16 protein-coding genes are annotated in these 23,257 nt (G+C 71.5%); 4 read left to right on the top strand and 12 right to left on the bottom strand.

Features of this window, described 5'->3' with window-relative positions:
• Positions 1-6: 6 nt before the first annotated feature.
• The gene (locus BLU79_RS17640) at positions 7-1,743 is read right to left on the bottom strand and encodes a TerD family protein (protein WP_093906730.1); all 1,737 of its coding nucleotides are present in this window, start codon (positions 1,741-1,743) and stop codon (positions 7-9) included.
• 150 nt (positions 1,744-1,893) lie between these two features.
• Positions 1,894-2,490 carry a M48 metallopeptidase family protein gene (locus BLU79_RS17645; RefSeq protein ID WP_093906944.1) on the bottom strand — a complete coding sequence of 199 codons (597 nt, stop codon included), beginning with the start codon at positions 2,488-2,490 and terminating at the stop codon, positions 1,894-1,896.
• A gap of 378 nt (positions 2,491-2,868) precedes the next feature.
• On the opposite strand from BLU79_RS17645, the gene BLU79_RS17650 reads away from it, so the two are divergent.
• Together BLU79_RS17650 and BLU79_RS17655 are read left to right on the top strand one after the other, a co-directional pair.
• Positions 2,869-4,023 (top strand): TOMM precursor leader peptide-binding protein, encoded by a 1,155-nt coding sequence (locus tag BLU79_RS17650; protein WP_256333361.1) that lies wholly within the window; start codon positions 2,869-2,871, stop codon positions 4,021-4,023.
• On the top strand, positions 4,016-5,386 hold the full coding sequence (locus BLU79_RS17655; RefSeq protein ID WP_093906732.1) for an ABC1 kinase family protein: 1,371 nt from the start codon (positions 4,016-4,018) through the stop codon (positions 5,384-5,386). Before BLU79_RS17650 ends, BLU79_RS17655 begins: the two co-directional genes overlap by 8 nt.
• Positions 5,387-5,392: 6 nt before the next feature.
• On the opposite strand, the gene BLU79_RS17660 is transcribed toward BLU79_RS17655, so the two are convergent.
• The 5 genes from BLU79_RS17660 to BLU79_RS17680 form a co-directional block, all read right to left on the bottom strand.
• On the bottom strand, positions 5,393-5,602 hold the full coding sequence (locus BLU79_RS17660; RefSeq protein ID WP_093906733.1) for a hypothetical protein: 210 nt from the start codon (positions 5,600-5,602) through the stop codon (positions 5,393-5,395).
• A gap of 136 nt (positions 5,603-5,738) precedes the next feature.
• Positions 5,739-6,062: a hypothetical protein gene (locus BLU79_RS17665; protein WP_093906734.1), complete on the bottom strand. Its 324-nt coding sequence runs from the start codon at positions 6,060-6,062 to the stop codon at positions 5,739-5,741.
• Positions 6,059-6,427 (bottom strand): WhiB family transcriptional regulator, encoded by a 369-nt coding sequence (locus BLU79_RS17670; protein WP_093906735.1) that lies wholly within the window; start codon positions 6,425-6,427, stop codon positions 6,059-6,061. The genes BLU79_RS17665 and BLU79_RS17670 overlap by 4 nt, the downstream gene beginning before the upstream one ends.
• A 173-nt stretch (positions 6,428-6,600) precedes the next feature.
• Positions 6,601-6,927: a hypothetical protein gene (locus tag BLU79_RS17675; protein WP_093906736.1), complete on the bottom strand. Its 327-nt coding sequence runs from the start codon at positions 6,925-6,927 to the stop codon at positions 6,601-6,603.
• Positions 6,928-7,092: 165 nt separating this feature from the next.
• The gene (locus tag BLU79_RS17680) at positions 7,093-9,291 is read right to left on the bottom strand and encodes an ATP-dependent DNA helicase UvrD2 (RefSeq protein ID WP_177001055.1); all 2,199 of its coding nucleotides are present in this window, start codon (positions 9,289-9,291) and stop codon (positions 7,093-7,095) included.
• A 185-nt stretch (positions 9,292-9,476) separates the two neighbouring features.
• On the opposite strand from BLU79_RS17680, the gene BLU79_RS17685 reads away from it, so the two are divergent.
• On the top strand, positions 9,477-9,719 hold the full coding sequence (locus BLU79_RS17685) for a mycoredoxin (protein ID WP_093906738.1): 243 nt from the start codon (positions 9,477-9,479) through the stop codon (positions 9,717-9,719).
• A gap of 100 nt (positions 9,720-9,819) precedes the next feature.
• Here the strand turns inward: BLU79_RS17685 and nudC are convergent, their stop codons facing one another.
• The 5 genes from nudC to BLU79_RS17710 form a co-directional block, all read right to left on the bottom strand.
• Positions 9,820-10,764, bottom strand: a complete 945-nt coding sequence (gene nudC, locus BLU79_RS17690) for an NAD(+) diphosphatase (RefSeq protein ID WP_093906739.1) — start codon at positions 10,762-10,764, stop codon at positions 9,820-9,822.
• A 156-nt stretch (positions 10,765-10,920) separates the two neighbouring features.
• Positions 10,921-12,324 (bottom strand): dipeptidase, encoded by a 1,404-nt coding sequence (locus BLU79_RS17695; RefSeq protein ID WP_093906945.1) that lies wholly within the window; start codon positions 12,322-12,324, stop codon positions 10,921-10,923.
• 10 nt (positions 12,325-12,334) lie between these two features.
• A complete protein-coding gene (locus BLU79_RS17700) occupies positions 12,335-15,916 on the bottom strand; it encodes an ATP-dependent DNA helicase (RefSeq protein WP_177001056.1) in 3,582 nt (1,193 codons plus the stop codon).
• Between the two features lie 149 nt (positions 15,917-16,065).
• Positions 16,066-19,497: an ATP-dependent helicase gene (locus BLU79_RS17705; RefSeq protein ID WP_093906740.1), complete on the bottom strand. Its 3,432-nt coding sequence runs from the start codon at positions 19,495-19,497 to the stop codon at positions 16,066-16,068.
• A gap of 257 nt (positions 19,498-19,754) precedes the next feature.
• Positions 19,755-20,141 (bottom strand): MGMT family protein, encoded by a 387-nt coding sequence (locus tag BLU79_RS17710; protein WP_177001057.1) that lies wholly within the window; start codon positions 20,139-20,141, stop codon positions 19,755-19,757.
• A 186-nt stretch (positions 20,142-20,327) separates the two neighbouring features.
• Between BLU79_RS17710 and BLU79_RS17715 the strand changes: the two genes are divergently transcribed.
• The gene (locus BLU79_RS17715) at positions 20,328-23,147 is read left to right on the top strand and encodes a lysylphosphatidylglycerol synthase transmembrane domain-containing protein (RefSeq protein ID WP_093906741.1); all 2,820 of its coding nucleotides are present in this window, start codon (positions 20,328-20,330) and stop codon (positions 23,145-23,147) included.
• Positions 23,148-23,257 lie beyond the last annotated feature (110 nt).

Consider the following 23,257-nt stretch of genomic DNA (forward strand, 5'->3'; position numbering starts at 1 on the left):
GCTCCCTCAGATCTCGTACGGCTGGACGACGATGAAGTTGCCGGGCGCGCCACGGAACTGGAGGTTGACGCTCTCTCCGGTGTCGCCGGGGTAGGCGTTGCGGCGCATCCGCACCTGGCTGGAGACGACCACCTGGGAGGCGGCCGACCAGGCGACGACGGCGTTGCAGTCGGCGAACGTCGTGGGCGTGACCGGGAGCACCACGGGGGTGCCGTGGGTCTTCACGACGATCGTGCCGGTGCCCGTGAACTGCATCGTGAACAGCGCGCCACCGGGGATGCCGTGTCCCTCGATGCGGCGGACCTCGTACTGGAGGCTCTCGTCGAAGGCGAGGACGTTCTCCGCGGAGACGCAGATGCCGTCGCCCTGGAGCTCGATGGGGTGCAGCATCGAGGAGTTCTCGGCGAGGAACACCTGGCCCTGGCCGGTGCAGCGCATCAGCTGCATCTCCTGGCCGGTCGCGTTGCCCACGATCCGGCCGGCGAACCCGGCGCCCTTGTAGCTGAAGTCGACCTTGCCCTGGTAGAGCACCATGCTGCCCTGCCGGGCCAGCACGGGATGCCCGCCGATGCCGAGGTCGACCCGGACCATCTTCTTGTTCTGCTGGGTCCAGCGCTGGCCGGTGGGCGTCTCCTTGAACTGCTGGAGCGCGGCGGCCACGCCGGGCCCCTGGGGCGCGCCTTGCGGGACTCCCTGAGGGGCGCCCTGCGGGGCTCCGTAGGGCGCCTGCTGGCCCGGGACCTGGCCGTAGCCGGGGGGCGGGGTCGGCTGGCCGTAACCGGGCGGCAGGGTCGGGGCCTGCGGGGCCTGGGGCTGGGGGTAACCGGGGGGCGGTGGGGCGGTCGGGGCGGACGTCTGGCCGTACGGCGCCTGCTGGCCGGGCTGTCCGTACGGCTGCTGCTGACCCGGCTGGCCGTAGGGCGCGGGGGCCGGAGCCGGGGGCGGCGGGGTGCCGCCGGGCGGCGTCATGGGCGCGACGATGGTGGGCTGGGCGTGCACCGACGGTGCGGGCGCAGGGGCCGGGGGCGCCGGAGCGGCGGCCGGCGGGGGCGCGAAGCCCTGCGCGGCGGGCTGCGGAGCGGGGGCCGGGGCGGGCGCGGGAGCCTGCGCGGCCGGGGCGCCGAACGCAGGAGCCGCAGCGGCCTGCGCGGGCGGGGCGAAGCCGGGGGCGGCCCCGGTCTGCGGCTGCTGCTGCGGGGCGGCGGGCGCCTCCTCTTCGGCGACTTCGCCGCCGAAGTTCCTCAGCAGCGCGTCGAGGCCGCCGTCGAAGCCCTGGCCGACCGCGGCGAACCGCCAGACGTCCTTCAGGTAGAAGTCACCCAGCATCACGGCGCGTTCGGTGGAGAACTCCGAGCCGTTGAAGGCGTACCGGGCCACCTCCTCGCCGCCGGCGACGATACGGATGTACCCAGGGCTGATCTGCGACATCTGTCCGGCGCCGTCGATCGTCGCCGTGAAGGACAGCTTCTGGATCTGCGGGGGGATCTTGTCGAGTGTGACCCGGAAGGACTCCGTGTCACCGGCCTGGGTACCGAGGAGCTGGATGGACTCCTCGGGGGACTTCGGCTGGTTGAAGAAGACGAAGTAGCGGTCGTCCGAGAGCCGTTCGTCGGCGTCGAGACCGAAGCAGCTGATGTCGAAGCTCAGCCCTGGGGCGGAGATCTGCACGCCTACGTACAGATCCGTGCCCGCGGTGAGGTCACTGATCTTGGCCTTGTGGCCGCGTTGGAATTCCCTGGCCATGCGTAACGACCGTCCCCCATCCCGATTGCGAGTGCGTCGCGCCAGGCTAACGGCAAACTCGGACATCGGACGAAGCCGGTACAGACCCGGTACACAACCCCCGCCCGGCCGGACCGGAAGCACCGCCTCCGGGGCTGTCTCAGCGAGCGGTCACTCGCCGCGCGCACCGGGCACATGGGGCAGCCGCTCGGCGGCGACCACGCCCTCCAGGTAGCCCTTCGCCCGCTCGGTGCGGGGATACCCCTCCAGCAGCCGCCAGAAGCGGGGCCCGTGGCCGGGCACCAGAAGATGCGCGAGCTCGTGGAGGAGGACGTAGTCGACGACGTACTCGGGCATGCCCTGCAGACGGTGCGAAAGACGGATGCTCCCCTCGGCCGGAGTGCACGAGCCCCAGCGGGTGTTCTGGTTGGTGACCCAGCGCACCGAGCTGGGCCGGGCCCGGCCGTCGAAGTACTGTGCCGACAACTGCTCCGCGCGCTCGGCCAGTTCGGCGTCGCCGAGCACCTGCTTGCTCTCCTGGGCGGCCAGCTTGTCGAGCATGACGTTTACCCAGCGCTGCTCCTCGGCCTCGGACATCCGGGCAGGGATGAGCACGACGGTGCGATCGCCCTCGCGGTACGCCGAGACCGTCCGGCGGCGCCGGGCGCTTCTGCGGACCTCGATCGCGCTCGCCCCCGAGCCGCTCTGCGGCGGGCTCGTCGTACTGCGCTGTGGCGTTCCGGCGCGGTGCAGTGGGTCGGCGGACACGCCCCGACCGTACCCGCTGGGCATGGGGGAAGTCCCGCCTCATGGACAGTTCGATGCTGATCCCCCGCCATGCGTTTGATTTGTACGACGAATATCCACCACCTGTGGACAACTTTCGACGCCGGGCGCCGCGTCCGGGCATGCTGACAGTCACAGGCGGAGCTACGACCGAGCTCCACCGGCACAACGGGGACGTTCCACGACGGCTACGGGGGCCTGTTCATGCACGCGACGGTTTCACCCATTTCGAAAGCTTCGCCCGTTTCAGCGGCTTCGACGACTTCAGCGGATCCGACGGCTCCACTGGATTCGACGGCTCCACTGGTGAAGCCCGCGCTACGGCGAGGGTGGCGCGACCTCAACACCGTGCAGTTCGGGATGACTCCGGCGCACGCGATGACAGTGGGTCCGATGGACACGGCGACGGGCAGTTTCCTCGACCTGCTCAACGGCACACGCGGACCGGAGCTGCTGCGGGAAGAGGGCCGCCGCATGGATCTGCCGGACGGTCATGTCGACGGGCTGGTGCGGCGACTCGCGCGGGCCGGGTTACTCGACGACGCGAAGGGAGGCGGCCCGGCCGCCGATGCCCTGCGCGGCAAGAAGGAGGTCCTGGACCGGCTGCGCCCCGATCTGGCCTCCCTGTCCCTGACCACGTCCGAGCCGGGCGGGGCTATCGATCGCCTGGCCGCCCGCCGCTCATTGCGCGTGCAGGTCAGGGGTGCCGGCCGGGTGGGCGCGATGGTGGCCTCGCTGCTGTCGGGCGCAGGCGTCGGCGAGGTCGACGTACGCGACGTCGGCCGCGTCGAGCCCTGGGACGTGGCACCCGGCGGACTGCCCACCGAGGCGATCGGCGACCGCAGGGACGAGGCGGCGCGACGGGCCGCACGCCGCGCAGCGCCGGACCGCCCACCGCGCCGCGACCCCCGGTCGACTTCCAGCGAGGACAGCACAGGCCATTCCCTGGTGATCATCGCCCCGCGGGACGATGTCGCCGTGCACGCACCCTCCCCGTCCGCCGCCGAACCCCTCATCACTTCCGGTACGCCCCATCTGTACGTCGGCGTCGTGGAGGGAACCGGGGTTGTCGGCCCGCTCGTCCTGCCCGGCGAGACCGGCTGCGCCGGCTGTCTCGACCAGGGGCGCGCCGACCGGGACCCGACCTGGCCCCGCCTGGTCGCGCAGTGGCGCTCGGGCTCCGGAAAGACGCGTCAGGTGCCACCTTGCGATCTGGCGCTGGCCGCCTCGGTCGCCGGACTGGCGGCCGCACACGCCCTCACCTTCCTGGATGGCCACGCTCCGTCGAGCGCGGGTGCACGCTGGGAGGCGTCCCTGCCCGGTCTGAGCTGGCACGCCCGGCCCGTTTGGGCACACCCGGCATGCCTCTGCGGCGCCGCGGAAAAAGGTGAGCGAGAACACCCCTCCGAGGAAGAGGAGTCGCACGAGACAATGGCGGAGCAACGGCCGTCGAAGGAGTCACGCCGTACGGCAGACACGAAGCGGCCGGCTGGGACCTGGAGGGCGCATGTCTGATCTTCCCCGCAAGGCGGTCACGCGAACCGCCAAGCTCGCCGCGCTCCCGCTCGGCTTCGCCGGGCGGGCGACCTGGGGGCTTGGCAAGCGGATCGTCGGCGAGTCCGCGGAGATCGTCGGCCGTGAGCTGCAGCAGCGCACCGCCGAGCAGATGTTCAAGGTGCTCGGCGAGCTCAAGGGCGGCGCGATGAAGTTCGGCCAGGCCCTGTCCGTGTTCGAGTCCGCCTTGCCCGAGGAGATCGCCGGCCCCTACCGCGCGGCTCTCACGAAGCTGCAGGAGGCGGCACCTCCGATGCCGACACGCACCGTGCACACGGTGCTGGCGGAGCGGCTGGGCGAGAACTGGCACGACCTGTTCCTGGAGTTCGAGGACAAGCCCGCCGCGGCGGCCTCGATCGGCCAGGTGCATCGCGGGGTGTGGCACGACGGCCGAGAGGTGGCGGTCAAGGTCCAGTACCCGGGAGCCGGCGAGGCCCTCCTGTCCGATTTGAATCAATTGAGCCGCTTTGCCCGCCTGTTGGGTCCGCTGATCCCCGGCATGGACATCAAGCCGCTGATCGCGGAGCTCAAGGACCGGGTCTCCGAGGAACTGGACTACGGCCTGGAGGCCCAGGCCCAGCAGGCGCACGCGGAGGAGTTCTCCGACGACCCGGACGTCGTCGTGCCGGCAGTGGTCCACCATTGCGATCAGGTCCTGATCACGGAGTGGATCGAGGGCGTACCGCTCTCGGAGGTGATCTCGAACGGCACCCAGGAGCAGCGCGATCGCGCCGGCCAGCTTCTGGCCCGCTTCCTTTTCTCCGGCCCGGCCCGCACCGGCCTTCTGCACGCCGACCCACACCCCGGCAACTTCCGCCTCCTGCCGGGCGGCCCGGACGGCGAGGACGACTGGCGGCTCGGCGTGCTGGACTTCGGCACGGTCGATCGCCTCCCGGGCGGGCTGCCGACCCCCATCGGCGACTCCCTGCGAATGACCCTGGACGGCGAGGCGGACACCGTCTACGAACTCCTCTGCGCGGAGGGCTTCGTCAAGGAGTCAATAGACCTCGACCCCGACGCGGTCCTCGACTACCTCCTGCCGATCATCGAACCGGCTCAGGTCGACGAGTTCACCTTCACCCGCGGCTGGATGCGCAGCCAGGCCGCCCGGGTGGCCGACCCGCGCTCCCCCGCCTACCAGCTGGGCAAGCGGCTCAACCTGCCCCCGGCGTACCTCCTCATCCACCGCGTGACGTTGAGCACAATCGGCGTGCTGTGCCAGCTGGGCGCGACGGTACGACTGCGCGAGGAGCTGGAGGAGTGGCTGCCGGGGTTCGCACCGGAGGAACTGACGGACGAGGAGGAGTCGGCGGCGGAGGCATGAGCCTGGCTACCACCAGGCCGAGTCCAGTCGCCCTTCGATCGCTCTGAGGTTCTCTCGGGAGCAGGTGTCGCAGAAGTAGTGGCGGACGCCGTTCTCCACGGAGCAGGTCCAGGTGGGCTGCGGGGCCTTGGCCCGGGTGCCGCACCGGGCACACACGAGGGGCTGGGGCTCCGTGGAGGAACCGCCGTTGTCACTGCCTCCGGGAAGACTCGTCACTCGGCGACGATAGCGCCGCCACCGCCTGATCTGCGGGCACAACGCACCGCGGGGGCCGGTCCGTTCACACGAACCGGCCCCCGCGGGGAGCTACCGCCTCCCTGGTCGGGAGGCCACCGTCTGGTGGTGTGGGCGGCTACTGCATGACCGCCTTGGCGAGCGCGCGGCGGGCGCGCATCGAGGCGCGCTCGGCCCGGCGCTGCATGCGGCGAGCGGTCGCCACATGCGCGGCCCGGCGTTCCCGCTGGGCGTCATGCCGTAGCTCGTGCATATGCGCACGTGCCAGGGCTTCTTGGATGAGTTGCATCTCTCGGTTCCTGTTCTGACGCGATTCGTTCGCGCCGCGTGTGGTGAAGTCTTCAGGCGCGGAGCCTGCGAGCTCGTGGGTGGACGGCTTCATCGGGGCCTGCTTCTGGGGGTCGTGCGTGAGGGGGCGGTCGATCGTTCCTGCGGTGTTCATGCCGTGACCGGGTTCTTGCGCGGGCGACCACGCGGCCGCTTCCGGGCGACGACAACACCCTGGACGAACAGCTCGCCACCCCAGACGCCCCAGGGCTCACGCCGCTCCTTGGCGCCGGCGAGGCAGGCCTCGACCAGCGGGCAGGTACGGCAGAGGGACTTGGCGTACTCGACGTCCGCCGGCGACTCGGCGAAGAAGACCTCCGGGTCGTAGGAACGGCAGGGGACGGGTACGCCGAGGTTCTCGATGGCGTCGTCGAGCGCGGTGAGCGCAGTGAGCGGAGTCAAGGTGGAGTCCTCCGTGAGGCCGGGCTTGGGGATCACGTCTGAAGGCGGTACGGACGGGGCGTGCGCTTCGAGTTGCACGGTTCGTCTTCCTCGTCTGTTCGTTCCGGTCCTGTAGGACCGGGTGGCGGCTGGTACCGGGTCTTTCCTTGCCCGAGGCCCCTTCGCTCCGTCATCCCGTTGGGGGACAAACAGAAGGGCCGCGGATCCCGGATGGGGTTCCGCGGCCCTGAAGGCGCCGGCCTGATCGACTGTCAGGCTGGATCACTCCAGGGTTCTGGCCCACGGAAGGCCCACATCTGGTGGTGCTGCGTCGTCTGCTTCCGGAATCCGGCACCGGTCGCCGTGAAGGCATAGGCGTGCGCCTTTGCCTCTACTGCCGCTTCCAGTGCCTTGGTCGGTCGCTCATTGCGCTCACGGACGGGAAGGCCCGCGAGAGACAGGGAGGACGCCGGACGCACGGCACGGATGCCGGACAGACCGGTGCCCGGGTTGGAGGCGCCGAGCATGCACAGGGAAGCGACGACCGAGCGATCGGTCATTTTGACGATGCTGATGGAGCTGCTGTTAATGCTGATCACTGGACTCGCCTCCTCTCGGCGTCTCGGGGGACTGGGGTGAACCAGTCCGACGGGTATGCAAGTAGAACACGGAATTGGGGCCTCCGAGAAGGCCTCCGTTCCCGTGGCTAAGAACCTATGGGGATTGCTGGGGCATGCGCAAACTATTTTTTCGACGAGTTCGCATCATTCCCCGTCGGCGCCCTCACCAAGCTCCTGGCCTGCGCAGATGGCCAGCACATCGGCTCCGTAGCGCTCAAGCTTGCGTCTGAGGACACCGGGGATGCGGGAAAGCTCAACCGGACTGGTTGGCTCCGCCTCGGCGATGGCCATCAGGGTGCGGTCCGTGAAGACGCAGAAGTCCGGCTGCCCGCTGAGCCGCGCCTGGACCCCGCGCCACTCACGAAGGCGTTCGTAGAGACCCTCGTCCATGTCGGAGGGGCAGTCCTCACACCTCATCAGCTTCATCTCACCGGCGTCGGTGAGGGTGCGCCCGCAGACGCGACAGCGCGCCGGTGTGCGCTGTGTCCGTCTCGGGGCGGCTTCCGGTCTGCTTGTGAAGCCGCGCTCGACGCCTCCGGGACCGCCGCCGGCTGCGGTGCGTCCGGCGGTGCCGGTCGAGCCGGGGCGCAGGCCATCGAGGAAGCGACTCGGGCGGCGGTTGGGCCGACCGCCGGGCGCGCGGGTGAGCGACCAGGAGACGTGGAGGTGCTGCCGGGCCCGGGTGACACCGACGTAGAGGAGGCGGCGCTCCTCCTCGATCTGCTCGTCGTTCTTCGCGTAGGTGATCGGCATCATGCCCTCGGCCACGCCGACCAGGAAGACGACGTCCCACTCCAGGCCCTTGGCCGAGTGCAGGGAGGCGAGGGTGACGCCCTGGACGGTCGGGGCATGCTGGGCGTTCGCCCGCTCGTCGAGTTCCGCGACGAGGTCGGCGAGGGTGGCTCCCGGTTTGGCGGCGGCGAAGTCCTGGGCGAGGTTCACCAGGGCGGCCAGCGACTCCCAGCGCTCTCTGACCGCGCCGGAACCGGCCGGGGGCTCGGTCGTCCAGCCCTCCCCCGACAGCACGGCACGAACCTGCGAGGGCAGGTCTACGGCGTCATCGAGGAGCGAGTCGTTGCCGCCGAAGCGGGCCGCGCCGCGCAGGGCGATGCCCGCCTTGCGCACCTCTGGACGGTCGAAGAACCGCTCGGCGCCCCGCAGCTGGTACGAGATGCCCGCGTCGGCGAGGGCCTGCTCATAGGTCTCGGACTGGGAGTTCGTACGGAACAGGATGGCGATCTCGCTGGCCGGAACGCCGGAGTCCATGAGTTCCCGAATGCGACGGGCGGCGCCCTCGGCCTCGGCGGGCTCGTCGGTGCACTCGGTGTAGACGGGTTCGGGGCCGGGGGCGCGCTGGGAGATCAGCTCCAGCCGATGGTCGGCGGCGCGGCCCTGCGCCTGGGCCAGCAGCCCATTGGCGAGGTGGACGACCTGGGGCGTGGAACGGTAGTCACGGACCAGCTTGACGACGGTGGCTCCGGGGTGGCGGGTGCGAAAGTCGAGCAGATGGTCGGGAGTTGCTCCTGTGAACGAGTAGATCGTCTGGCTGGCGTCGCCGACCACGCACAGGTTGTCCCGCTCACCGAGCCACAGCTCCAGCAGTCGCTGCTGGAGCGGGCTGACGTCCTGGTACTCGTCGACCACGAAGTGCTGGTACTGGGAGCGGACCTGGTCGGCGATGTCGTGCCGGTCCTGCAGGATACCGACGGTGAGGAGCAGGACGTCCTCGAAGTCGATGACCGAGCGGTCCCGCTTGAGGTCCTCGTAGACGTTGTAGAGCTGGGCGATCTCGGCCGGGTCGCGGGGTGCTGTGCGGTCGGCCTTGACGGTGGCAAGGGCGTAGTCGGCGGGGACGGTCTGGGTCACCTTGGACCACTCGATCTCGGCGGTGACGTCCCGCAGCTCGTTCCGGTCGAGGCGGATGTGGCAGGCGGCGGCCGCGTCAGCGACGAGCTGGATCTTTCGGTCGACGAGTCGGGGCATGGAGCCACCGATCGCTTTCGGCCAGAAGTACTGGAGCTGACGCAGGGCGGCCGAGTGGAAGGTGCGGGCCTGCACTCCGGCGGCGCCCAGCTGGCGGAGCCGACCGCGCATCTCCCCGGCGGCGCGGTTGGTGAAGGTGACGGCGAGCACACTGGAGGGCTGGAGGATTCCGGCGCGCACCCCGTAGGCGATGCGGTGGGTGATCGCCCGGGTCTTGCCCGTACCGGCGCCCGCGAGCACGCACACCGGTCCGTGCAGGGCGGTGGCCACCTCGCGCTGCTCGGGGTCGAGCCCTTCGAGCACCGCGTCGGCAGAGTCCGGTGCCTGCGGGAAGAGGGTGGAGTGCGTTGCTGCTGTCACACGGCCATGCTGCCAGGTCGCCGGAGACGGCTGTGCCGGTTGTCCACAGGCAGGCACTGATAGTCGTACTAATGCGGCAGGCGTCACGTGCCAGGCATACCCCGGGTGGGAATGGCGCCCCGGTCGCGTACGTTCCCTCTCTGGACGACCTGTTCCCCCCGAGCCATCAGAGGAGCGCGCGAGACATGCAGGGCACTGTGACGATGTACAGCACCACGTGGTGCGGTTACTGCCAGCGGCTGAAGAAGCAGCTGGACCGCGAGGGCATCGCGTACACCGAGATCAACATCGAGCACGACCCCGAGTCCGCCGCGTTCGTCGAGAAGGCGAATGGCGGAAACCAGACGGTCCCGACGGTGCTCTTCGCGGACGGTTCCACGCTGACGAATCCGTCGCTGGCGCAGGTGAAGCAGAAGGTCGGCGCGTAACCGCGCCGCGCGTGCGGTTCTCGGAAGGCGGTCCCTGAGGTGTTTCAGGGGCCGCCTTCCTGCTGTGCGTCCGGCGCATGCCACGCTGGCACGTGTCCTCTCAGACGAAGCTCCTCGTGGGCAACGGCTTGCCGTACCAGAGCTCGATCAGGCGGGCCGCGATCGAGATGCCGTACGGCGGCAGGACCTCACCGGAGTCGAAGGCGGCGCGCAGTTCCTCGCGGGAGAACCAGCGGGCCTCGTGGATCTCGTCGCCGTCGACATTGACCTCGGTGCTGGTGGCGCGGGCCATGAAGCCCAGCATGAGGCTGGACGGGAAGGGCCAGGGCTGGCTGGCGACGTACTCGACCTGGCCGACGGTGATTCCGGCCTCCTCGTAGACCTCGCGGCGCACCGTCTGCTCGATGGACTCGCCGGGCTCGACGAAGCCGGCGAGCGTCGAGAAGCGGCCCTCGGGCCAGTGGACCTGACGGCCGAGGAGGATGCGGTCGTCCTCGTCGGTGACGGCCATGATCACTGCCGGGTCGGTGCGCGGGTAATGCTCGGCGCCGCAGGCGGGGCAGCGGCGGATGTGCCCGGCCGCTGCGATCACGGTGCGTTCGCCGCAGCGGGAGCAGAAGCGGTGGGTGCGCTGCCAGTTCTCCAGGCCGACGGCGTGCACCATCAGGCCCACGTCGCGCGGCGACAGCAGCAGGCCCGCCTCGCGCAGGCCGGCCGCGCGCGCGGACTGGTCGATACGGCCGGGCAGCGCGTCCTTCTGGAGGGCGAAGTAGCTGACGCCGTCATCGTCGATGCCGAGGAAGTAGCGGTGCGCCTCGGTGAGGGGGGCCTCGAAGGAGGGCGTCATGACGAGTTCGGTGCGCCCGTCCGGCGCCTCGTCGATGAGGACCTGACCGCCGGAGACCACGAAGCAGCGGGTCGTGGGATGGCTCCACGCCGCCGCGAGCCAGGCTTCGTCGAGCCGGTGGTGGGCGGCGCGGTCGATGCCGCTCGGGGCGGTGAGCGAGATGGGGCGGTCGGCGGTGTGGTCGGTCCAGGTGGTCACGGGTGCTTCCAACTCCCCCAGTGGAACGGTGTACTTCGGCGGGCAGATCGGCGGGACGTGGGACGGCAGGCGACCGGGTGCGGCAGGGCTCGCCGGTGCGGGACGGCCTTCTCAGTGTGCCCCGCGCGCGATGCCGCTCCGGACGACTTCGGTGGCTCAGGGCGCATGGCGCCAGTTGGCGGCGAGGTCGCCCCACAGGTATGCGCTGGTCTCGACGCCCTTGAGAAGCAGGTCCAGCTCGACCTTCTCGTTCGGGGCGTGCCAGCCGTCGGAGGGGACGGAGATGCCGAGGAAGAGCACGGGTGCGCCAAGGACGTCCTGGAGGTCGGCAGCGGGTCCCGAGCCGCCCTCGCGCGTGAAGCGGACGGGTCCCTCGAAGGCACGGCCCATGGCGCGTACGACGGACTGCAGGGCTGGGTGGTCCAGTGGTGTCAGGCACGGGCGCGTGGCTCCGCTGAACGTGATCTCGCAGCGGATCCCGGCGGGAACCTGGTCGGCCACCCACGCGCGGGCGGCCTTCTCGATGTGGTCGGGGTCCTGTCCCGCGACCAATCGGAAGGAGAGCTTCACCATGGCGGAGGACGGGATGATCGTCTTGCTGCCGGGGCCCTGGTAGCCGCCGCCGATCCCGTTGACCTCGGCGGTGGGCCGGGCCCAGATGCGCTCCAGGGTGGTGTGCCCGGCCTCGCCGTGGGTGGCGTACGACTTGGCGGTGCGCAGCCACCGCTGCTCGTCGAAGGGCAGCTCGGCGAAGAGCTCGCGCTCGCGGTCGGTCAGTTCGACGACGCCGTCGTAGAAGCCGGGGATCGACACGCGCGCGTGCTCGTCGTGCAGGGCGGCGACCAGGCGGGCGGCGGCGGTCGCCGGGTTGGGGACGGCGCCGCCGAAGGAGCCGGAGTGGATGTCCTGGTCGGGGCCGTAGAGGTGGATCTCACACTCGGCGAGGCCGCGCATGCCGGTGCACACGGTGGGGGTGTCCGCGGCCCACATGCCGGTGTCGGACACGATCACGGCGTCGGCCGCGAGCCGCTCGGCGTGCGCCTCGACGAGCGTACGGAAGTGCGGGGAGCCGGACTCCTCCTCGCCCTCGATCAGCAGCTTCAGGTTGACGGCCGGGGCGGGGCGGCCCGTGGCGGCGAGGTGGGCGCGGACGCCGAGTGTGTGGAAGAACACCTGGCCCTTGTCGTCGGCCGCCCCGCGCGCGTAGAGGCGCCCTTCACGGACGACGGGCTCGAAGGGCTCGCTGTCCCAGCCGTCCTCGCGGGCGGCGGGCTGCACGTCATGGTGGCCGTAGACGAGCACCGTGGGCGCCTCCGGGTCTCCGGACGGCCACTCGGCGAAGACGGCGGGCGCACCCGGAGTCGGCCAGACCTCGGTGGTCGGAAAGCCCGTCTCCTTGAGCTTGGCGGCGAGCCAGTCGGCGCTGCGGCGTACATCGGGAGCGTGGTCGGGCTGGGCCGACACGGAGGGGATGCGCAGCCACTCGGCGAGCTCGTCGAGGAAGGCGGCACGGTGCTGCTCGATGTACGTGCGGACGGCGCTGTCCGGGGTCTGGCTCATGGTCACGAGCCTATCGGCCCGCATCGACATCCTGGTTGGGCGGTTCCTCACAGTTCGCCTCCGCGACCGGCTCTCCGGTCAGCAGCCGCTCCAGTGCGGCCCGGTCCGGGAGAGCGCCCGGACGAACGGCCTCGCCGCCGCGGACGTACAGGAACACGGCGTCGACCGACTCCAGGGGCACGCCCTGCTGCTCGGCCCAGGCGAGCCGGTAGAGGGCGAGCTGGAGCGGGTCGGCGGTGCGGGTGCGGTTGGTCTTCCAGTCGACGATCTCGTACGTCGCCCCGTCGCCGTCGCCCTCCTTGTAGACGGCGTCGATACGGCCCCGTACGACACGGCCGGCGATCGCGAGCTGGAAGGGGGCCTCGACCCGGTACGGCGTGCGGTGCGCGTACTCGGTGCGCTCGAAAGCGTCCTTGAGGGCCTCCAGGTCGCGTTCGTCGGCGATCTCGGCCTCGCTGCCGGGCAGGTCCTCCGGCTCCAGCATGGGCAGCGTCAGCTCTTCGAAGCGCGCCTCGACCCAGGCGTGGAACCGGGTGCCTCGACGTGCGGCGGGTTGTGGGGGGCGCGGCATGGGGCGCGCGAGTTCCTGCGCGAACCCGTCCGGGTCGGCGGCCAGCCGCAGCAGTTGGGACGCGGTCAGCGAGGCGGGCAGGGGTACGTCCGTGACGCTCGCGCGGGCGCGCAGGAGCTCCCCGGTGAGGGCGTCGAGGTCGCGGTCCCAGGAAGCGATGGTTCTGGTCTCCTCCGGGCTGAGGGGTTCCTGTCCCCGGGTGAAGGGCTGCTGCTCCTGTTCCGGGGGTCGAAGGCGTGCCTTCGAGGGCTCGGCAGGGGATTCCGGGGATGTCGCCTGGTGCGGGACCGAGGGGCGGTCCGTGGTCCAGGAGTCCCAGTCGCCCGGGTCCTTCCCGGGGCCCGGGTCCTTTCCGGGGAAGGGATCCTCGCCGGAGAAGGGGTCCTCTCGGGAGAAGGGATCCTCCTCCTCGTACTCCTCGTGGAGCGCTTCGTCGTCGTCCGGTGGCGGGGGCCAGTCCGGATCGTCGTAAGTGTCCGGGTCGTGCGTCGCCGCGGGGTGGACGTCCTCCTGTGAGGTGGCGAGGTTCTCCAGGTGGGCCAGGACCGTCTCCGCGGCCGCGCGGCGCCGGGCCAGGGCGGCCTCGTCGAGGGGCAGGGGCCACACCTGGTCGGCGGTCTGCTGATGCAGGACCGGGTTCTCCTCGTCCTCGGCGGGCTCGTCTGCCCAGGTCTCGATCTCGCCGTACCCGGCGGCGCAGTGGTCGTAGAGGGCCTGCAGGAAGTCGGAGGGGCCGCGAGGCTTCTTCTGGGTCGAGCCCCACCAGTGACCGGACCCGAGGAGCAGGGAACGGGGGCGCGTGAAGGTGACGTAGCCGAGGCGGAGTTCCTCGGTGTGCTGGTGGTCCTTCATGGCCTCCTGGAAGGCCTTCAGGCCGCGGGAGTCCCATGAGGGGACGTCGGGGAGGGTGTCGGCGTCGCCACGCAGTTCGTGCGGCAGCACCTTGCCCTGGGCGGTCCACTTCTCGCGCCCCTTGGTGCTGGGGAACGTGCCCGTGACCAGGCCGGGGACGGCCACAACGTCCCACTCCAGGCCCTTGGACTTGTGCGCGGTGAGCACCTTCACGGTGTTCTCGCCGCCGGGGAGGGCGTTGTCGAGCCCCTTCTCGTACTGGGCCGCGGTGCGCAGGAAGCCGAGGAAGGCGAGCAGGGTCGCCTCGTTGTCGCTGGCCGCGAACGAGGCGGCGACGTCGAGGAAGTTGGACAGGGTCTCGCGACGGCGGGCGGCCAGGGCGTGCGGGGACGCCGAGAGCTCCACCTCCAGTCCGGTGACGGCGAGGACGCGGTGCAGGACGTCCATCAGCGGGTCGGACAGGGAGCGGCGCAGATCGCGCAGCTCGGTGGCCAGACGCGCGAACCGCACGCGCGCGTCCGGCGAGAAGGGCAGCCCGTCCTCGTCCCCGTCGCCCTCCAGGGGCGTCTCCAGGAACGTGTCGAGGGCGTCGGCGAGCGAGATCACCTCGGCGGGGTCGACCCCCTCGACGGCCTCGGCGAGCCGGCGATCCGGGTCGTCGTCGGCGTCCACGCGCGCGTGGGACACCAGCCGCCGTGCGCGGCGCCCCAGGAGGGCGAGGTCGCGCGGGCCGATGCGCCAGCGCGGGCCGGTCAGCAGACGGACCAGGGAGGCGTTGGCGCCGGGGTCCTGGAGGACCTCGCACACGGCGACCAGGTCGGCGACCTCGGGGAGGTGGAGCAGCCCCGACAGGCCGACCACCTCCACGGGAACGTCCCGGGCGACGAGCGCGCCCTGGATCTCGGCGAAGTCGGTCGCCGTACGGCACAGGACGGCGATCTCGCCGGGCGCCTTCCCCGTGTGCACGAGGTGGGCGATGGAGTCGGCGATCCAGTCCATTTCCTCGGCATGGGTGGGCAGCAGCGCACAGCGCACCATGCCGTCGCGCTCGGCGCCGGGGGCCGGGCGAAGGGCCTCCACACCCGCGTGCATGGCTCGCAGGGGCTCCGCGAGGCCATTGGCTAGGTCGAGAAGGCGCCCCCCGCTGCGGCGGTTCTCGCTGAGCGCCTGGCGGCCGGCAGGGCGTCCGTCGGCGTGGGCGAAGTGCTCGGGGAAGTCGTCGAGGTTGGCGACGGAGGCACCGCGCCAGCCGTAGATCGCCTGGCAGGGGTCGCCGACGGCGGTCACGGGGTGGCCTGTGCCGCCCCCGAACAGGCCCGCCAAGAGGACGCGTTGGGCGACGGACGTGTCCTGGTACTCGTCCAGGAGGACCACACGGAACTCGTCGCGCAGGATGCGGCCCACCTCGGGGATCCGGGCGAGCTGCGCCGAGAGCGCGATCTGGTCACCGAAGTCGAGGAGGTCACGCTCGCGCTTGGCGGCCCGGTAGCGGACCACCAGCTCGGCCAGTTCGCGGCGTGCTGCGGCCGTCTCGGGGACCTTGCGCAGATCGGCGTTGCTGAGCTTGGCGCCTTGGAGGGTGAGCAGCAGCTCGGCGTCGTGCGCGCGCAGTGCCTCGGGCCGTACGAGGTGCTCGGCGAGCTCGGCATCGAGGGCGAGGAGATCGCTGACCAGGTCGGCGAACGAGCGGGTCAGGGCCGGGTACAGGCCCGGGGCCTCACGCAGCACGCGCGCGGCGAGCTGGTAGCGGGTGGCGTCGGCGAGCAGCCGGGAGGTCGGTTCGAGGCCGATGCGCAGGCCGTGGTCGGTCAGCAGGCGGCCTGCGAAGGCGTGGTACGTCGAGATCACCGGCTCGCCCGGCGGGTTGTCCGGGTCGATGACGTCGGGGTCGGTGACGCCGGCCTTGACGAGCGCCTTGCGGACGCGCTCGGCGAGTTCGCCGGCGGCTTTGTTGGTGAAGGTCAGGCCGAGGACCTGTTCGGGGGCGACCTGGCCGGTGCCGACCAGCCACACCACGCGTGCCGCCATCACCGTCGTCTTGCCCGATCCGGCTCCGGCCACGATCACCTGCGGGGCGGGCGGCGCGATGATGCAGGCCGTCTGCTCCGGAGTGAACGGGATGCCGAGGAGCTCCTTGAGCTGATCGGGATCGGTGATACGGGCGGGCACATCGGAGAGGCTAGCGGCGGGCACTGACACTGGATGCCGGGATCGACCTTCGAGCCGGGAGAAGCGCAGGTCAGCACGGGTGGTGCGATCGATCACTCCGGTTGTGCGGCCAAGTGCCGCCCGACCGGCTCGACCGCGTATGCCCGGGTTTACTCGACGACCTGCCGCCCCTCGGGCCGCGCACTGCACGACGCCCGGAACGAGCAGTGTGTGCAGTGCTGGCCCGCGGTGGGTGCGAACCGTTCGTCGAGGACCTTGCCCGCCGCCGTGGCGAGCAGTTCGCCGACCCACTCCCCTTCGGGGCCTTCCAGAGGCTCCTGCCCCTGCACCTTGGGCAGCGTCTCACCGCCGTCCCGTTTGGCGGCGCCCTGGCGCAGCTGGACGAGTTCGGCGCCGCCCGGTTCGGGTCGTACGCCGTCGAAGGCCTCGTCGACGGCACCCTCATGGACAGCCAGCTGGTAGACGGCGAGCTGCGGGTGGCGGGCCACCTCGGCGGAGCTGGGTGCCTGCTTGCCGGTCTTGAAGTCGACGACGTAGGCGCGTCCTTCGCCGTCCGACTCGACGCGGTCCATCTGGCCACGGATGCGCACCTCGACGTCACCCGCTTCGAGGGTGACGTCGAAGTCGTGCTCGCTGGCCACCGGTGTGCGCCCCGCGCGGTCCATCACGTGCCACTTCAGGAAGCGTTCGAGCGCCACGCGCGCGTTGCCCTTCTCCTGCGCGGACTTCCACGGCGCGTCGAAGGCGAGCGCGTTCCACACGGAGTCGAGGCGTTCCATGAGGACGGCGAGGTCGGCCGGGGTGTGTCCGGAGGCGACCTCGTCGGCGAGGACGTGCACCACGTTGCCGAAGCCCTGGGCGGCGGTGGCGGGCGCGTCGGCCTTCACCTCGCGGCCCAGGAACCACTGCAGGGCGCAGGTGTTGGCGAGCTGGTCGAGGGCGCTTCCGGAGAGCACGACGGGCTGGTCGCGATTGCGCAGCGGCACCTTGGACTCGGTCGGCTCGAACATGCCCCACCAGCGGTAGGGGTGTGCGGACGGGACCAGTGGGCGGCCGTCCTCGTCGGCGAGCGAGGCGAGCCGGGCCAGCCGGCGGGCGGCGGCCTCCCGGAGGGTGTCCGACACACGTGGGTCGACCGTCGTGGCCCGCAGTTCGGCGACGAGCGCGGCGACGGACAGCGGGCGGCGCGGGCGGCCCGTCACGTCCTTCGGCTCCGCCCCGAGTTCGGTCAGGAAGCGGGAGGGCTGATCACCGTCGTCAGCCGGGGCCTTCACCGCCGTGACGACGAGGCGTTCACGCGCGCGTGTGGCCGCGACGTAGAACAGGCGACGCTCCTCCGCGAGCAGCGCCCCCGGGGTGAGCGGTTCGGCGAGTCCGTCGCGGCCGATACGGTCGGCCTCCAGGAGGGAGCCGCGGCGGCGCAGGTCCGGCCACAGACCCTCCTGGACGCCCGCTACGACCACGAGGCGCCACTCCAGGCCCTTGGAACGGTGCGCGGTCATCAGGCGCACGGCGTCCGGGCGTACGGCACGCCGCGTGAGGGTGTCGGCTGCGATGTCCTCGGCCTCGATCTCCTCCAGGAAGTTCAGGGTGCCCCGGCCGCCGGTGCGCTCCTCCGCGCGGGCCGCCGTCGCGAACAGCGCGCATACGGCGTCCAGGTCACGGTCGGCGTTGCGGCCCGCCGCGCCGCCGCGGCGGGCGGTCCGCTCCAGGCGCGCGGGCCACGGCGTGCCCTCCCACAGTTCCCACAGCGCCTCCTCGGCCGTACCGCCGCCCGCGAGGCGTTCACGGGCCTTGCGGAGCAGCGCCCCGAGGCGCTGGGCGCCGCGCGCGTACGTGGGGTCGTGCACGGCGAGCCGCTCCGGCTCGGCCAGTGCCCGCGCGAGCAGCTCGTCCGAGGGCGGCGGCAAGGGGTTGCCCGCGGCACGCTCCTCGTCGCGCAGGGCACGTCCGAGGCGGCGCAGGTCGGCGGCGTCCATGCCGGCGAGTGGGGAGGCGAGGAGGCTGAGGGCGGTCTCGGTGTCGAGCCAGGACGACCCCTCCAGTTCCTCCGGGCGCTCCAGCTCTTCGGCAGAAGGCTCTTCGCCCTCCTCCGCAGAGGCCTCCTCGTCGGTACGTACCGACGCCTCCTCGGGACGTACCGAAGCCTCCTTGGCGGCCACCACCGCCCCCGCCGCGGCCACCCCACTCTCCGCCAAGGCCACCGCCCGCAGCGCCGTCAGCAGTGGTGCCACAGCCGGCTCGTGCCGCAGGGGCAGATCGTCGCCGTCGATGTCCAAAGGCACCCCGGCGGCCGTGAGCGCCCGGCGCACCGTCGGGATCGTGCGCGACCCCGCGCGCACCAGGACGGCCATCTCGCCCCAGGGCACGCCGTCCTCCAGGTGCGCCCTGCGCAGGATGTCGGCGATGTTGTCCAGCTCGGTGCCGGGCGTCGGGTAGGTGAAGACCTCGACGCGGCCGCCCTCGCGGACCGGGGCGAGCTCTCGGTGGGCGCGTACCTTCTCCGCCGGGAGCCGGGTCAACGGCATGCGCTGGGTCAGCAGCCGGGTCGCGGTGAGCAGGGCGGCGCCGGAGCGGCGGGAGGTGCGCAGGACCTCGACGGGTGCGGGGCGGCCGTCCGCGCGCGGGAAGGCCTGCGGGAACTCCAGGATGCCGTTCACGTCGGCGCCCCTGAACGCGTAGATCGACTGGTCCGGGTCGCCGAAGGCGACGAGGGTGCGGCCCTCGCCGGCGAGCGCGTGCAGCAGCCGTACCTGGGCCGGATCGGTGTCCTGGTACTCGTCGACGTACACGGCGTCGTACTGCGCCGCGAGCCGCTGGGCGGTCTCGGGGTGGCGGGCGAGGAGTACCGCGCGGTGGACCAGTTCGGCGTAGTCGAGCACGCCCTGCATGTCGAGCACGTCGAGGTACTCGGCGAGGAAGGAGGCCGCGGCGCGCCAGTCGGGGCGGCCGATGCGGCGGGCGAAGGCGTCCAGGGCGTCGGGGCCGAGGCCGAGCTCGCGGCTGCGGGCGAGGACCGCGCGGACCTCGTCTGCAAAGCCGCGGGTGGTGAGGCAGGCGCGCAGGTCGTCCGGCCAGCGGACGTGCGCGAGGCCGAGCCGCTCCAGGTCGGGCTGGCCCGCGAGCAGCTCCCGTACGGTCACGTCCTGCTCGGGGCCGGACAGCAGCCGCAGCGGCTCCACGAACAGGTCGCTGTCCTGGTGGGCACGGACCAGGGCGTAGCAGAAGGAGTGGAACGTGGTCGCCTGGGGCGCGCGTGCCGCCCCTATGCGCAGGGCCATGCGGTCGCGCAGCTCCACGGCCGCCTTGCGGCTGAAGGTCAGCACCAGGATGCGCTCGGGGTCGCCGCCTCGGGTGATGCGCGCCGCCACGGACTCGACGAGCGTGGTGGTCTTTCCTGTGCCCGGACCTGCGAGAACGAGCATCGGACCGGCAGCGTGGTCAACCACCGCGCGTTGTGCGGCGTCAAGACGAGGGGGGGCCACCTGAACCGGAGGGGTACGCACCAGCCGGTAAGCGCCACGGGTCCCCTGTCGCACCTGGGGGTGCGACAGGCGCCTGGTGGAGGAAGAGGAGCTCACGTGGTTCGCCGGTCCTGGTGGGTGTGCTGGTGGGGCGTCCCTCGCGCGTGGAGGGCGGTGGCCGCGAGATGAGGGGGACACGCTCAGCCGACGCTACGCCGACGAATGGTCCGGAAGCAGGGCTTCCGGTTCATCCCTCGGGGCACTCGTGCCACGTGCGTCCCTCACCTCACGAACGTACGTCATGTCACGGACGTGCCCCGCTTCCCCCGTACGGATCACAGGTCACACCGAGGGCCGTCGGATGGCGGAAGCTGTCAAGTGTGACCTTGTGCGCGTTCGCCGCCGTCCCACCGCGCCCGCTTCATGTCGAGGCGCGGCAGGTGGCCCTCGGCGGCCCTGCTCGCCTCCTTCAGCGGTGTGCCCTCCGCGCGGTAGTGCTCCAGCGCTCTCAGCTCGTGGCCCGGCAGCAGGACCCCGTCCGCGCGGACCACCCGCCACCACGGCACGGCTCCCCCGTAGAGGGCCATCACCCGGCCGACCTGGCGGGGCCCGCCCTCCTCCAGCCATTCCGCGACGTCCCCGTATGTCATGACGCGCCCCGGCGGGATCAGTTCGGCGACCTCCAGGGCCCGCTCGGCGAACTCCGGCAGCGCGTCCGCGTGCGCCGGATGGGCGTCGTCCGGAAGCCTCTCCTCGCTCATCCGGCCCATCCTGCCCCATCCCACCGACAATGTGACGCGCTCGCCACTGTGCGTATGCCTCGCCCCGCGGCGGCGCTTCGGGCAGACTGTGCGCCCCCGCATTTGCACCCTGATGCCCCCGTGTGTCGGTGGAGCATGCCACCATCGTGCGGGCGGTGACTGGTGATACGAGATCAAGAAGAGACGATGAAGCAGCAGGGTGTGCACCCGGAGGACGCGGAGAGCACCTCTGCCGCTTCGTCGCGCCCTGACACCGCGAACGCCGACAAGAAGGACACCGGCGACAGCGACGACGGCAAGAAGGACGAGGCCGGGAAGGGCACCGGAACGGGCGACGCCGACCGGAAGGCCGTCGAAGGGAAGGCCGTCGAAGGGAAGGCCGTCGAAGGGAAGGCCGGGTACGACCTGGACGAGGCGCACGTCGACGAGGTCGAGGGCGACGAACCGCTGCTCCCCGCGCGCGTGCACCGTCCGTCCGACCTGATGCGGCTCCTGGTGGGTGTGCTGGGCATCGCCCTGCTGCTCGCCATCGCCGCGTTCGCGCACGGCACCACCTCGGGTCTCGAGCAGGACATCAACAAGGGCACCGGACAGGCGCCCGACGTGTTCAGCAAGATGGCCGGGCTGGTGTCCAGCATCGCGATCCTCCTGGTGCCGGTCGCCTTCGCGATCGAGCGGCTGATCAAGCGGGACGGGCTGCGCATCGCCGACGGCGTCCTCGCAGCGGTCCTCGCGCACGGCGTGACGCTCGCCACCGACCTGTGGGTCGCGCGGGCCGCCCCGGAATCCATCCGGGACGCGCTGACCCAGCCCTCACCCGGCGACATCGGCTCCCTCACCGACCCGGTGCACGGCTATCTCGCGCCGGTCATCGCGTACATGACGGCCGTGGGCATGTCCCGCAGACCCCGCTGGCGTGCGGTCCTGTGGGCGGTCCTGGTCCTGTACGCCTTCTCCATGCTGGTCACCGGCTACACCACGCCGTTCTCGATCATCCTGACGCTGCTGATCGGCTGGACCGTCGCCTACGGCACTCTGTACGCGGTCGGCTCGCCCAACGTCCGACCCACGGGGCGCACGCTGATGGCGGGCCTCAGGCACGTCGGCTTCCGCCCGGTGAGCGCGGCCCGCGAAGAGGTCTCCGAGGAGACCGGTGACCGCGGCCGGCGCTACTTCGTCACCCTCGAGGAGGGTCCCCCGCTCGATGTGACGGTGGTCGACCGGGAGCAGCAGGCACAGGGATTCTTCTATCGCGCGTGGCGCAATCTGACCCTGCGCGGCTTCGCCACCCGCAGCAGCCTCCAGTCGCTGCGACAGGCCCTGGAGCAGGAGGCGCTGCTCGCCTACGCGGCCATCGCGGCCGGCGCCAACGCGCCCAAGCTGATCGCCACCTCCGAGCTCGGCCCGGACGCCGTGATGCTCGTCTACGAGCACACCGGCGGACGCACCCTGGACTCGCTGCCGGAGGAGGAGATCACCGACGACCTGCTGCGCGGCACCTGGCACCAGGTCAAGGCGCTGCAGTCCCGGCGCATCGCGCACCGCAGGCTGGTGGGCGACGCGATTCTGGTGGATCGTTCCGGCAAGGTGATCATCACAGATCTGCGCATCGGTGAGATCGCGGCCAACAATCTGCTGCTGCGCATGGACATCTCCCAGCTGCTGGTGACGCTCGGCCTCCGGGTCGGTGCCGAGCGCGCGGTGGCCTCGGCGGTGAGCGTGCTCGGACCCGACGCGGTGGCCGACTGTCTGCCGATGCTGCAGCCGATCGCGCTGAGCCGCTCCACGCGCGCGACGCTGCGCAGACTCGCCCGGGAGCGCGCCCAGCGCGAGCGCGAGGCGGTGCTGGAGGCGTCCCGGCACGCCAAGCAGGCCCGCAGCGAGGAGGACACGGGCGACGCCGGGACCGTACTCGACAAGCCGGACAAGAAGACAGTACGGGCACAGGCGCGGGCCGATAAGCGGGCCATCGACGAGGCTCTGGACGAAGCGCGCGAGGAGGATCTGCTCACCCTGATCCGCCACGAGGTGCTGCGGATCAGGCCGCAGGCGCCGGTCGAGCCGGCCCGGCTGGAGCGGGTGCGGCCGCGCACGCTGATCAGCTTCATCGCCGGCGCCATCGCCGCGTACTTCCTGCTGACGCAGCTCACCCACATCGAGTTCGGCCCGCTCATCTCCAATGCCCAGTGGGGCTGGGTGGCCGCGGCCGTGCTGTTCTCGGCCGCCAGCTACGTCGCGGCGGCGATGGCGCTGCTGGGGTTCGTGCCCGAGCGGGTGCCGTTCCGGCGGACGGTCGCGGCGCAGGTCGCCGGGTCGTTCGTGAAGATCGTCGCGCCGGCCGCGGTCGGTGGCGTCGCCCTCAACACACGCTTCCTGCAGCGCTCGGGAGTGCGTCCGGGGCTCGCGGTGGCGAGCGTCGGCGCCTCGCAGCTGTTCGGGCTCGGCTGCCACATCCTGATGCTGCTGGCTTTCGGTTATCTGACCGGCACCGAGAAGACGCCGTCGCTGTCGCCGTCCCGGACCGTCATCGCGGGTCTGCTGACGGTGGCGGTGCTGGTGCTCGTGGTGACCTCGGTGCCGTTCCTGCGGAAATTCGTCGTCACGCGCGTGAGGTCGCTGTTCGCGGGTGTCGTGCCGCGCATGCTCGACGTGCTCCAGCGTCCGCAGAAGCTGATCACCGGCATCGGCGGCATGCTGCTGCTGACCGCCTGCTTCGTGATGTGCCTGGACGCGTCGATCCGGGCCTTCGGCAGCGGGGGGACCTCGCTCAGCCTCGCCAGCGTGGCCGTCGTCTTCCTCGCGGGCAACGCGCTCGGCTCGGCGGCCCCGACCCCGGGCGGCGTCGGCGCCGTGGACGTGACCCTGACCGTCGGCCTGATCGCCGTGGGCCTGCCCAGCGAGGTCGCCGCGCCCTCGGTGCTGCTGTTCCGGATGCTGACGCTGTGGCTGCCGGTGCTGCCGGGCTGGCTGGCCTTCAACCACCTGACCCGCAAGGGCGCGCTGTAGGGCGGGGCGGCGTACGAAGAGCCCGGCGTCGTACGGTGTAAGGGCACGGAAGAGGTGAGGCGCCGCGGTACCTCGTACGGCTCGCGCCCCGAGCGCCCCACCATGTACGA

It is taken from the genome of Streptomyces sp. cf386 (assembly GCF_900103585.1).
Lineage (GTDB): Bacteria > Actinomycetota > Actinomycetes > Streptomycetales > Streptomycetaceae > Streptomyces.